This is a genomic window from Anabaena sp. EIM26, from assembly GCF_057568715.1.
This window is the reverse complement of the sequence record NZ_CM172472.1, coordinates 3,604,471-3,617,649: the sequence shown is the minus strand read 5'-3', so window position 1 is coordinate 3,617,649 and position 13,179 is coordinate 3,604,471. Positions and strand designations below refer to the sequence as shown.

The window sequence follows — 13,179 nt, the reverse complement described above, 5'->3', positions numbered from 1 at the left end:
AAATCTATATTTACCCCTCTTTTGTCACTTTCCGGGTATTCTGAATAAAAGAATAAAAAAAGAAAACCCTGAAAGGTAAGTAGGGCAATGGATGTAGAGTTACAAATCCTGAAACATTTAGCAAGAGATGCTCACCCAACAGTTGCCATCATAGATGAATATTGTGCAGAGTATAAAGACTTATTTAAGGAAGTAAGAAATTATGAGTGCTTCAAATATTTACACTTGGGAATCATATCAGGGATAAAAAGGAAGTCATTACCAGAGATAGCGAAGGTAGTAAGTATAAACTCAGCCCAGTCATTACATCATTTCCTAGCTAATTCAAATTGGTCAGTGGATGAATTAAAACAACGAAGATTAAATAAAGTTAAGCAAGCATTGAATGGTCAGGCGATAACAGTAGTAATAGATGAAACCGGAGATAGAAAGAAAGGTAAAAAGACTGATTATGTAGCGAGACAATATTTAGGAAGTGTAGGAAAAGTTGATAATGGAATAGTTTCGGTCAATGCTTATGGAGTGTACTCTAATATAACTTTTCCATTAAGTGTAAAAGTATTCAAACCAAAAGGGACGCTAAAAGCAGGAGATAAATATAAAACTAAAATAGAGTTAGCGTCAGAAATAATTACAGAGTTAATTGAAGAGGGGTTTAATATCGAACTGGTACTGGCAGATAGTTTATATGGTGAAAGTAGCCAATTTATAAGAAAATTGGATGAATATGTAGGAAATAGTAATTTACAAACACAAAAAAGATTAATAAAAACAGCGATAAAGCTGTTGAAAAAATGTCGGATTGTGGTATTAGCAGACAGAGAGTTTCATAGTCCAAAACTCGCTAAATGGCTTGATGAGCAAGGAGTATACTTTGCTCTACGTCAGAAAAAAGACCTTCATTTTCAGGAAAACCCAGGACAAGAATATCAATTGCTTAAAAACCAAGGATTTAAGCCAGGAATGTCAAAGTTTTATGAGGGAGTCAAATGTGGTAAAGGGGATGAATTAGGCTTATTTAATATTGCTGTTTATTGGAAGAGAAAATATAGAAATAAGGGACCCAAAGAACCTTGGTATATTTTAACGAATCTGCCAACAATGGAGGGCGGGTTTTCCCCGCCCCTACAGGCTTTATCAATGTAGTGAAAATGAGGCAAGTTTATTTACTAAAGCTGTAAATTTGCTGTGTCTCCAAGCGATCGCTCAACGATGATGGCGGTATATCATGGGTGAAATGCTGCCGATCTAGTTGTACTTGCAAATTACTCAAGGGATCACTACCGGCAGAAATAAGAAATTCTAGCTTGTGGATGTAGGGTAAGTTGACTAGTTCATCGAGAATTTGGCAGATTGCTTGCAGGTATGGATGACCATTTTGTTGATACCAATTTGATTCAGCCACGTTGGCTTGGTCAAAACCCAAGTGTACAGTTAAAGATGGTTTATCAAATAGTGCGATCGCTAATGGACGAGCTTCTTCCTGTAATAATAAATCATTGGTTTTCGCTAAATGACGCAGTTTTTCTAACCTTTCATAGCGTTTGATTACTAATTGGGGGTCATCTTCCCAATGCAAAGCCACTGTCACCAGATAACTTTGTAACAACATATGCCCCAATTTTTTTGCTTTAGTCGCTAGGTAATAGGAATTGTAATCATTAGCCTCAATTAACAAGGGTAAACGATCTACTACTTCCAAACCATAACCCTTGACACCAGCAATTTTCCGGGGGTTATTGGTAATCAGGCGAATTTTTTTAATGCCTAAATCCATTAACATTTGCGCCCCCATACCGTAGTCCCGCAAGTCAGCAGGAAAGCCCAAACGCTCATTTGCTTCCACTGTATCCAGTCCCATATCTTGTAAAGAGTAGGCTTTGAGTTTATTAACTAAACCAATGCCTCGCCCTTCTTGTCGCAGATAGACAACAACACCTTGACCAGCAGATTCAATCATTTTTAATGCTGCTTGCAATTGCATTCGACAATCACAACGCAGAGAACCCAAAGCATCACCTGTTAGACATTCTGAGTGCATTCGCACCATGACTGCATCATCTTGGAAAGTTGCGGGATCTCCTTTGACAATAGCAACGTGTTCCGTATTATCTAGGGTGTGACGATAGCCGTAAATATCAAATTGACCAAATTGACTCGGTAGCTTGGTAACAATTTCTCGATATACCAAGCGATCGTTTTGGAGACGATAACTGATTAAATCGGCAATGCTAATAATTTTTAGCTTATGATTTTGGGCATATTGTACTAACTCCGTTAACCGCGCCATAGAACCATCAGGGTTTTGAATTTCACAAATGACCCCGGCGGGATACAATCCAGCTAATCGAGATAAATCCACTGCTGCTTCCGTATGTCCGGCTCTTTTAAGCACACCTCCTGCCCTGGCTCGCAGTGGGAAAATATGACCAGGGCGGCGTAACTCTTCTGGTTTTGTGGCTGGGTTAAGAGCGACTTGGATAGTACGGGCGCGGTCTTCAGCTGAAATGCCGGTGGAGACACCTAGATGAGGTCCAGCGTCAATGCTGACAGTGAAGGCAGTTTGGTTAGTATCTGTTAGAGTACTCACCATTAATGGTAAATCTAGTTCATCCAAGCGATCGCCTGTCATGGCTAGACAAATTAGCCCTCTAGCTTCCACTGCCATAAAATTGATCATGTCAGGTGTGGCAAATTGGGCGGCACAAATTAAATCGCCTTCATTTTCTCTATTTTCGTCATCTACTACCACAATGACACGACCTGCTTTGAGGTCGGCCAAAGCGGCATCTATCGAATCAAATTCAAAAGCTTGGCTAGTCTTAGGCTGTGACACAGAAAATTTCCAGCTACCAACGTAAATTTTTTTTACAATTTCTTATTATAAATTGTAGCCTCTTTATTGGACACGGAACTAGACGAGCAACGATTCAATAAAATGACGAAAATTTTTAATGCTGAAAATGGGGATTGGGAAAATGGGAGAATATTTATTTTGATGGTGATAGCGTGGCGTAAGCCATACTCCTAAACTCCTGATATTGTGGATAGCTAAGAACGAATTAACATTCATCGGATAAGGATTTCAGATCATGGGTAATTTAAGACGCGTACCAGTTGGGATTGTTGGCGCGTCAGGTTATGGCGGAGTCCAACTAGTCCGACTCCTAATGGATCATCCAGAAGTTGAACTGGTTTATTTAGGTGGTGAAAGCAGCGCCGGCAAATCATTTGCTGATCTTTACCCCCATTTTGGTAATATAGTTGACTTAAAAATTGAAGCAGTAGACCCAGAAATAATTGCTAGTCGTTGTGAAGTCGTCTTTCTTTCCTTACCCAACGGTCTAGCTTGCGAAATTGCTCCTCAACTGATAGAGAAAGGATGCAAAGTACTGGATCTGAGTGCAGATTATAGATTCAGTGACTTGGCAACTTATACAAATTGGTATGGTACACAAAGAAGCGATCGCACTGTTGCCGCTACAGCAGTTTATGGTTTACCGGAATTGTACCGCGATCGCATCGCCGAATCTCAACTTATAGGCTGTCCCGGTTGCTATCCCACAGCCAGCTTACTGGCACTTTCCCCACTGCTCAAACAAGGCTTAATCGTCCCCGAAACAGCCATTATTGACGCTAAATCAGGTACATCTGGCGGTGGACGACAAGCTAAAGTTAACCTCTTATTAGCCGAAGCAGATAACTCCCTCGGTGCTTATAACGTTGGCAGACATCGCCACACCCCAGAAATTGAGCAAATTTGCAGCGATTTAGCCGGACATGAAGTAACAGTCCAATTTACACCCCATTTAATTCCTATGGTGCGGGGAATTTTGGCAACTGTCTACGCCTCACTGCGAGATCCTGGATTAGTCCGTGACGACTTAATTACAATTTACACAGCTTTTTACCGTAATTCCCCTTGGGTAAAAATTTGTAATAGCGGCATTTATCCCCAAACCAAATGGGCGTGCGGTAGTAACGTTTGCTATATAGGCATAGAAGTTGACCCTCGCACAGGTCGCGTTATCGTCATGTCAGCCATCGACAACCTAATTAAAGGTCAAGCAGGACAAGCAATTCAGTGCATGAACATCATGCTGGGCTGGGATGAAACCTTGGGGTTGCCAAAAGTCGGATTTTATCCGTAACAGGGAACAGGGAACAGGGAACAGGGAACAGGGAACAGGGAACAGGGGGAAGACTATTTATCTTTCTTCTACCTTCTAACTTCTGCCTCTTTCTGTCACCTGTCACCTGTCACCTGTCACCTACTTCGGTCCCAAACCAACTGTACCAGCATAAACAGCGCGATCGCCCAATTCATGCTCAATCCGGAGCAAGCGGTTGTATTTTGCTACCCGTTCACTACGACAGAGAGAACCGGTTTTAATTTGACCTGCGCGAGTAGCCACAGCCAAATCAGCGATCGTAGTATCTTCAGTTTCACCAGAACGATGGCTAATAACTGACCGGAAACCGTTGCGATTTCCCAAATCAATGGTTTCCAAAGTTTCAGTTAGCGAACCAATTTGATTCAACTTAATCAAAATTGAGTTAGCTGCTTTTTGCTCAATGCCTTTTTGTAAGCGAGTAGCATTAGTTACAAATAAATCATCACCAACCAACTGCACTTTTGAGCCTAACTTCTGAGTTAGTAATTGCCAATTTTGCCAATCTTCTTCATGCAAGCCATCTTCAATAGACACAATTGGATATTCATCAACCAATTGTCCTAAATAATCAACAAACTCACTTGGTGCATGGGGTTTGCCATCATAGACATATTGCCCATTTTTGTAAAACTCACTCGCAGCCACATCCAAAGCCAAAGCCACTTCTTCCCCAGGCTTATAACCAGCTTTTTTAATCGCCGCTACTAGCAATTCTAAAGCCACTTGATTAGATTCCAGATTAGGTGCAAAACCGCCTTCATCACCTACACCAGTCAGCAAACCTTTTTCATCCAATACCTTGCTGAGAGTTGCAAAAACTTCCGCACCCCAGCGCAAAGCTTCCTTAAAAGAAGGAGCGCCAATAGGTACAATCATAAACTCTTGAAAATCAACGTTATTAGAAGCGTGCGCTCCACCGTTGATCACATTCATCAAAGGGACAGGTAGCAAATTTGATAAAGGACTGCCCAAATAGCGATATAGGGGAACATTCAAAGACTCAGCACTAGCCTTTGCAGCAGCCAAGGAAACCGCCAAAATTGCATTTGCACCCAAATTGGCTTTGTTAGGTGAACCATCCAAAGCGATCATCGTTCTGTCTAAGGCTTCTTGGTTGAGAGCATCCAAACCTAACAATTTTGGTGCTAACACCTCATTGACGTTCTGCACCGCCTTGAGTACCCCTTTACCTCCATAACGGCTTTTATCATCATCCCGCAGTTCATGAGCCTCAAATGTGCCAGTAGACGCACCACTGGGAACCTGTGCTAGTCCGACAACACCATTAGCCAAATGTACTTCCGCTTCCACTGTTGGTTTACCCCGTGAGTCGAGGATTTCGCGGGATACAATTGCTTCAATAGCGGTATCTAGAAATGCAGTCATTCGTGTTTTGTCCTTCGTTTCTATGGTGTTTAAGGGATAAGACTTTACAGTTTAGTCCTAACCCAATCGTTAGCATAGGCGTTTCCGAGGCAAAATCGCCTGACATTAAAGAAGATTTCCAATAGCGAAGGCTTGGAGTTGCTTTACTGGGTAAGAAACAAAACACAGATTACTACTACATCTGCAATCACAGCTAATTACGTTATAATTTGTCTGAATCAGGATTTACAAGATTAAAGGATGTACAGGATAATTTATTGATAATTTACTTATCTTGAATACATCAATGGCTATTTTTAATATTTATATATAAAATCTTGAAAATCCTCAAATCCTGAAAATCCTGCTTCAGACTAATGTTTGTTATTATTGCACATCGAAGTAGAGTTTATGATTAGGAAATTTCAGTGCCTAAGAAATGCTATTCCTACGGAGCGCTTCGCTATCGCTCTGAATGAATTTAAAGTGGCTAGAGAGCGATCGTTTGATTGATAATCTAGTTAATTTAATCACCAGTAATAGAAAAGATATACATGGTGACAAGTATTCAGGTACAAGGCATAAATCACCCAGACGTAAGCGCACAACTGGGGGGAAATTTAATGTATATACATGGAAAAATTGAGGTAAGAGCGATCGCACTCCATTGGGAATAAATTATGGCTATATACTGAAAAATATCGACACCCAATTAAATTAGCATCAAATAAAAATATGGCTATTCCTACCAAAGTAATTGAGTTGGTCGAGCGTTTTCAAGAAAACGAAAGTGCTTATCGCTCAGGTAAATATAATGAAACTCAAGTACGACGTGAGTTTGTTGATCCCTTCTTTAAAGCTCTGGGTTGGGATATTGATAATGAAAAAGGTACAGCCGAAAGCTATAAAGAAGTTATCCATGAGTATGCACTTAAAATTAATGGATCTACTAAGGCTCCCGACTATTGTTTTCGCATTGGTAAAGAGCGCAAGTTTTTTGTTGAGGCTAAGAAACCCTCCGTCAATCTCAAAGATGATATTACTTCTGCTTATCAACTCCGACGTTATGGATGGTCTGCTAGTTTACCCATCAGTATTTTGACAGATTTTGAAGAATTCGCTGTTTACGACTGTCGCATTCAACCTGTAAAGAATGATAAAGCTTCAACTGCTCGAATTCTTTATTTTAAGTATACAGAATATGCTGAACGCTGGGATGAAATTTACTCTCTATTTTCCCGTGAGGCGGTTATTACAGGTTCTCTAGATGAGTATGCTGAATCAATAAAGGTAAAAAAAGGTAGTACTACTGTTGATGCTGCTTTCTTGAAAGAGATTGAGTCTTGGCGGGAAATACTGGCACTTGATTTGGCATTGCAAAATCCTGAACTGAAACAGCGTGAGTTAAATTTTGCAGTGCAGATGACTATCAACCGCCTGATCTTTCTGCGAATTTGCGAAGACAGAGGAATTGAGCCTTATGGACTGTTAATGAGTTTACAAAATAGCAAGAATGTCTATAAAGAACTTGTTAAAATTTTCTATCAGGCTGATGATCGATACAACTCTGGACTATTCCATTTTCGCATAGAAAAAGACCGTCCTGAACTGCCAGATGAATTAACCCTAAATCTGAAGATTAGCGACGAACCACTTCAAGAAATTATCAAAAGCGTTTACTATCCTGATAGCCCTTACGAGTTTTCTGTTATTCCTATTGAAATATTAGGTCAAGTTTATGAGCAGTTTTTAGGCAAAGTAATTATCCTCACTTCTAACCATAGTGCTATAGTCGAAGATAAACCAGAAGTCAGAAAAGCTGGTGGTGTTTATTACACACCAAATTATATTGTAGATTACATTGTTAAAAATACTGTTGGGAAGCTTCTAGAAGGCAAAACACCTAAACAAGCGGAAAAGATAAAAATCATTGATCCTGCTTGTGGATCAGGTTCATTTTTAATTGGTGCTTATCAATATCTGCTAGATTGGCATCGAGATCAATATGTATCTCTGGGCATCAACAAATATAAAAAGCAAATTTATCAAAATTCAAGTGGAGATTGGTCACTAACTTCTGCTGAGAAAAAACGCATTTTGTTGAACAATATTTGTGGAGTAGATATTGATAATCAAGCAGTAGAAACTACTAAATTATCATTATTGCTAAAAGTATTAGAAGGTGAATCTCAAGAAACAGTTTCTAGACAGCTTGAGTTATTTAAAGAACGAGCATTACCAGATTTAGGCAGTAATATCAAATGTGGCAATTCTCTGGTCGAATCAGATTATTACGATAATATACAGTTAAGTTTGTTAGATGAAGAAGAACGTTATCGAATCAATGTTTTTGATTGGGAAGAGGAATTTGCAGACATTATCAAAGCTGGCGGTTTTGATGCAGTAATTGGAAATCCACCCTACGTCCGTCAAGAATCACTTGCGAAGTTTAAGGATTACTTGCAACAGCATTATACATCTTATAGTGGCGTTGCCGATTTGTATGTATTTTTTATTGAAAAAGGTTTAAAACTGCTGCGTTCTGATGGCATTTTCAGCATCATTGTATCGAGTAGCTTTTTACGAACAACTTATGCTGCCCCGTTGCGTCAATATCTTCGTAACACTGTAGCCTTACTTCAGTTCGTTGATTTTGGTGGTCTTCCTGTTTTTACAAAGGCCAAAGATACATATGTTTGTATTCCAGTTTTCAGAAAACAATCTCAGCCTGAACAGGTTGAAGTTTGCAAAATTGAGGTTCTTAAAAATTTAGAATTAACAAACTACGTTGATCAACAAAAATACTCTATTCCTATTTCCCGCTTTGTTTCGCAAGCTTGGTCACTTGATAGTGAATCTCACATGGCAGTTTTTGAAAAGATTAAATATCGTGGTATTGAGCTTGGTGAGTATATTGAAAAGAGAATTTTCTACGGTATCAAGACAGGATTAAATGAAGCGTTTGAACTCAGCAAATATAAACGAACGGAAATTATTGAAAATTCACCGCATTGTGAAGTTCTTATTAAGGAGTTTTTAGGAGGACAAGATATACGGCGTTACTTCGTCAGTAATTCCAAAAGGTATTTGATTGTCATTCCTAACGGTTGGACTGCAAAACAGATAACTAAATCCAATAAAAATATCCTTACAATTTCAGAAGAATATGCTTGGAACTGGCTCAAAGACAATCATGCACCTATTGCCCAGCACTTAGAATACTATATAGATGCAGCTAAACTTCGACAGGATCAGGGGCAATTTTGGTGGGAGTTGCGTTCATGTGATTATTACGAAGTGCTAGATTCTCCTAAAATTATCTATCCTGATATTGCTAAATATCCACGTTTTTCGTTAGATACAACAGGGACGTACATAGCAAATACTGCTTACTGTTTAGGCACAGATGATCTTTACTTACTTGGCATTCTTAATAGTAAACTTGCCTGGTTTGCGATCAGTTGTATTAGCATTCCATTTGGAAGTCGTGCTGGTGAATATAGATATAGACTAATTTATCAGTACATGGAAAAATTACCTATTCGTACTATTAATTTTTTAGATGCTAATGATCAATCGCTTCATGAAAGAATGGTGCAACTTGTAAATCAGGTGATTGGTTTACATCAGCAATTAGCAAACGCAAGAACGCCAAACCATAAAAGCATTTTACAAAAGCAGATTAACGCAACTGACCGACAGATTGATAAAATTGTATATCAACTATATACACTCACTGCGGAAGAGATTAAGATTGTAGAAGGAAAAACATGAAATTCCAATTTTTTGTGATTTGATAATGTCTAACAGTTTGCTGGTATTAAATATTCATTACCCAGCGACTTGCAAATTTTTAGGTATAGTATAATAAGCACAAAGTCAATACTTGTATCGTGATATAATGCCAGAATCATAGTTTAATTACGAGAGGTTAAAGAATTATATGACAGTACCTCAAGCAACAGTAACTACAAACGCTAATCTTTACGAACAAGATTTTTACTTATGGATAGAAACAACAGCCAAACAATTAAAAACAGGGAAATTGGCAGAAATTGATTTAGAAAATCTGCTTGAAGAAATCGAAAGCATGGGAAGAAGTGAGAAACATGCATTAGAAAGTAACCTAGTTATTCTCTTAATGCACCTGCTAAAATACAAATATCAACAAGATAAACGCACTAACAGTTGGAAATCCACTATTAGAGAACATCGGCGTAGATTGACAAGAACTTTTAAAGATAGTCCTAGCTTGAAGGCGTATTTTCAAGTAGTATTTATTGAATGTTATCAAGATGCGAGAAAGCAAGCCAGTGATGAAACTGGGTTAGTGCTTGATATTTTTCCTGTTGAGTCTCCTTTTACTGTCGATGAATGTTTGAATGAAGATTTTTTACCTGATTAATTAAATTTCTAACATTCTTTTTTTCTATTCTGTGATGGTGAAACCTAGAATATAAAGTTTATCCCGATACTTGCAAAAATACTCAAAGCTATGTGTTTTACTTATTTAAGATAGTAATAGTAATTACAGTATCTTGGAGTAAATATGAGTAAATCTGTAAAATTAGATTTGTTGGATGTTGTGTCTATAGCCAAAAATAAAAGTCCTATTGATGCTTCAACATTTCAGGTGGTGGAGATAACGGGTAATTTAGTGGCCAGGGTATATCGGGAATCTAGTAGTACATGGGATGAATGGTTGCTGACAGGTGTTGAGTGCGAAGTGTTGAAACAAACAGGAGGTGGTTGGCAAAAAGGGAGGGTGAGGATTTCCCTGGAATTTATCCCTGACGAGGAGGAACAGGTACTAGAAGCACAGCTAGACGAGGAATCAAATCACCCTAAATTACCAGAGTCACCACTAGATGATCTTCGTACACAACTAAATATTGATTAATTACCAAATAATATTAATGGTGCGTTAGCGACAGCGTAACGCACCCTACATGAGAGAATATTCTTAATGACTTAATAGCGTTTAGTGGGTGAGGAGGGAATCGAACCCGCAACCAATTGATTAAGAGTCAACTGCTCTACCGTTGAGCTACTCACCCACACTAGGACTCATGATATCAGACTTTTGACGCTGGCGCTAGTGTTGCAGTTAAAAAACTGGTTAAAGCGGGAATCTAATGGTGAAACTGATTTGCATATTGCTGCTTTCGACATAAATTGAACCGTTTAAACGTTTTACCATTGCTTTGACTAAAGCCAGTTCTAATCCCGTGTTGGTCGATTTCCAGGGAGAATTGTTAGGAAAGCGGTAAAATGGCTGAAAAACCTGTGTTAGTTCATGACTGGGAATCTCTACACCAGAATGAGTGACTTTTAATTCAACTGTGTCTGCATTCAAGTCAGCGGAGACTTTGATTGATTCACCTGCGGGGGTGCATTTACAAGCATGGTTGAGCAGTTCTGTGATAATGCGCTCAAAATCGGTGATATCGGTTTCTAAAAGCGGAAGTTTCTCCTCAATACTCAGGTTTAAGTTTTGTTTCTGACAATCAGCAACATCCCGAAAAGACTCGACAATGGGAGTTAGCCAGGTTTGTAAGTCAATGGCGATTAATGTCGGGGGTTCGGGTTCAATTTTGAGATAGGTGAGGGTGAGCAAATCGTTAATTAATTTGCTTTCGCGTCCACATTCGTTATGTAAAATCTGCAACAGTTGCGGTACTAATTCTAGATCGATAATACCGTTTGGGGTGAGCAGACTTTCTAGAGTTTGAGCAGCGAGGCTAATACTGGTAACAGGTGTGCGGAGTTCTTGAGAAAGGGTTTTGAGAAATTCGTTTTTGTGACGTTCGCGGTTTTCTAGTTCTTTTACCTGTGCTTTGTTTTTTTCTTGGAGTTGAGATTGACGAATTGCGATCGCACATTCATTAGCAACTTCCTGTACTAAGGATATCTCTAATTCCTCAAATATCGCCTCTGTTGGCTTAATTAACCAAATATTGCCCAAAATTCCCTGAGCATCAAAAATGGGACAAGCTAATTGGGAAACAACCTGCACTTGTAGATAGTTTCCTGGTAGAATTTCCACAGTTTGCAAAGGTTGTTTTTGCAGTAATGGCTGATATACTTCAGGAAAGTCTGCAATCTCCCTCATTAATCCCTGACAATGAGGTGAACTAGAACTATACTCACAAATCACTGTAGCTGAAGTTTGGCAAGGGTTATACAGTTCAATTTGACATCGTTCTAGTTGCAATAATTGTGCTAATTCCTGGGTTGCAGTTTGTAGCACTTGGTTAACATCTACACTATCGCGGATTTGTTCAGTCAGCCGTCGTAACAGTGCTTGAAAATTCTGCACCTGATGGAACTTAAATGCGTGCTGTTGCTTTTGTAATTCTATCTGCTCTTGTAAATATTTTACCTGTTGTTGCAGTTCTGCTTGTTGAGCAGCAATACCAAGTTGAACGGCTATTTGTTTGAATAAATCAATTTCTCCCTGTTGCCATTGTCGCTTTTCTCGGCAATGTTGAGCAATCAACAGTCCCCACAACTTTTGTTGGAATAAAATTGGTACAACTAAATTAGATTGTACCTGCATGGCAGCTAAGAAATCTCGCTGACAAGGATGCAAACCGGTGGCATAAATATCTTCAACCACATGAATACAACCGCGTCTGTAACGTTCTCGATGTTTGGTATCAAAACAGGGATCTTTGATTTTTTTGCCTAATAGGGTATCCCCAGCCGTAATTGTTGATTCAGCAATAATCACACCACCATTATCCGGCTCAAAGTGATAAATTAAAATGCGATCGCTCTCTAATAAATGGCGTAGTTCTTTAACTGTCTGCTGGAGAATCGTTTCTAAATCTTGAAATTGACGAATTCTCAGGGTAATAGCTTCTAGCAAACGTTCTCTTTCTGCTTGTTTGATTCCCGTTTGTTCTGCTAGTTTGGAGGGGGTAATATTGCTACTAGTGCCAATCAGTCTATAAATCCTAGAGTCTGCATCTCGTAATGGTGTTAAAGTTGTACTCCACCAAGTATCTATACCTTGAAATTGCAAACATTGCTCATAGGAAATCGTTTTGCCAAAGCGCACACAATCACTATAACGCTGACGGACTCTAGCCGCATCAATTGCAGAGAGAATATCCTCTGGTTTTTTACCCCGCAGTTCCTCTGAGCGAATCCCCAGCCACCTTTCATGGGTAGGATTAAGTGCTAGATAGCGAAAATCCCCGTCTTCTAGAACATCGACGATAAATATAGATGTCTGCACAGAATCGTACATACTGAGTAGAAATTGCTCGCTACTACTTGTTTTATCTATTTCTGTACCGAAAAAAACCTGCTGAGGTACTGAGTTTGTCAAATTGGAAATTGATTCAACTGGATTTATTTTCATGCGAGAGTCCATATTAGGTGTTGCTGACTCTTCTAGGCGCTCTTTTGGTATTAATTTTGGTGACAAATAATCCCTAGCGCCTAAAGCTAAAGTATTTTTCAGATTTTATTCATGGATTTTTATATCTTTCTCTAGTTATGAATCGAAAATGTCAGCCAGTTAATAGGAGTAGACTTCACCAATATTCCTAATAACAGCCTAAAACACGTCTATAATGCTGTTAATGGGGTGATACTGAAGTTATTGTTAATAATGTTCTAAGATTCTTGC

Annotated in this window: 8 protein-coding genes, 1 tRNA gene and 1 pseudogene; 6 read left to right on the top strand and 4 right to left on the bottom strand. The window is 39.0% G+C overall.

The annotated features are described in order from the left end of the window. Positions 1-87: 87 nt before the first annotated feature. Positions 88-1,104: pseudogene (locus AC012T_RS15745) on the top strand (IS701 family transposase); the annotation flags it as partial. 58 nt (positions 1,105-1,162) lie between these two features. On the opposite strand, the gene ribBA reads toward AC012T_RS15745, so the two are convergent. Continuing rightward, positions 1,163-2,836: a bifunctional 3,4-dihydroxy-2-butanone-4-phosphate synthase/GTP cyclohydrolase II gene (gene ribBA / locus AC012T_RS15740; protein ID WP_487059738.1), complete on the bottom strand. Its 1,674-nt coding sequence runs from the start codon at positions 2,834-2,836 to the stop codon at positions 1,163-1,165. 256 nt (positions 2,837-3,092) lie between these two features. Between ribBA and argC the strand changes: the two genes are divergently transcribed. Next, positions 3,093-4,151 (top strand): N-acetyl-gamma-glutamyl-phosphate reductase, encoded by a 1,059-nt coding sequence (gene argC / locus AC012T_RS15735; RefSeq protein WP_487059737.1) that lies wholly within the window; start codon positions 3,093-3,095, stop codon positions 4,149-4,151. 120 nt (positions 4,152-4,271) lie between these two features. On the opposite strand, the gene eno is transcribed toward argC, so the two are convergent. Next, positions 4,272-5,561 carry a phosphopyruvate hydratase gene (gene eno, locus AC012T_RS15730; RefSeq protein ID WP_487059736.1) on the bottom strand — a complete coding sequence of 430 codons (1,290 nt, stop codon included), beginning with the start codon at positions 5,559-5,561 and terminating at the stop codon, positions 4,272-4,274. Positions 5,562-6,094: 533 nt separating this feature from the next. On the opposite strand from eno, the gene AC012T_RS15725 reads away from it, so the two are divergent. The 4 genes from AC012T_RS15725 to AC012T_RS15710 all read left to right on the top strand — a co-directional run bounded on the left by AC012T_RS15725 (position 6,095) and on the right by AC012T_RS15710 (position 10,440). After that, a complete protein-coding gene (locus tag AC012T_RS15725) occupies positions 6,095-6,217 on the top strand; it encodes a hypothetical protein (protein ID WP_487059735.1) in 123 nt (40 codons plus the stop codon). Positions 6,218-6,275: 58 nt separating this feature from the next. After that, complete coding sequence (locus AC012T_RS15720) at positions 6,276-9,314, top strand: Eco57I restriction-modification methylase domain-containing protein (RefSeq protein ID WP_487059734.1); 3,039 nt, start codon at positions 6,276-6,278, stop codon at positions 9,312-9,314. A gap of 169 nt (positions 9,315-9,483) precedes the next feature. Then, positions 9,484-9,945, top strand: coding sequence for a DUF29 domain-containing protein (locus tag AC012T_RS15715; RefSeq protein WP_487059733.1), 462 nt, complete (start codon positions 9,484-9,486; stop codon positions 9,943-9,945). A 144-nt stretch (positions 9,946-10,089) separates the two neighbouring features. Beyond that, positions 10,090-10,440: a KGK domain-containing protein gene (locus AC012T_RS15710; RefSeq protein WP_487059732.1), complete on the top strand. Its 351-nt coding sequence runs from the start codon at positions 10,090-10,092 to the stop codon at positions 10,438-10,440. A gap of 85 nt (positions 10,441-10,525) precedes the next feature. On the opposite strand, the gene AC012T_RS15705 is transcribed toward AC012T_RS15710, so the two are convergent. Then, positions 10,526-10,597, bottom strand: a tRNA-Lys gene (locus AC012T_RS15705). Between the two features lie 62 nt (positions 10,598-10,659). After that, a complete protein-coding gene (locus AC012T_RS15700; RefSeq protein WP_487066619.1) occupies positions 10,660-12,909 on the bottom strand; it encodes a sensor histidine kinase in 2,250 nt (749 codons plus the stop codon). Between the last annotated feature and the right edge of the window lie 270 nt (positions 12,910-13,179).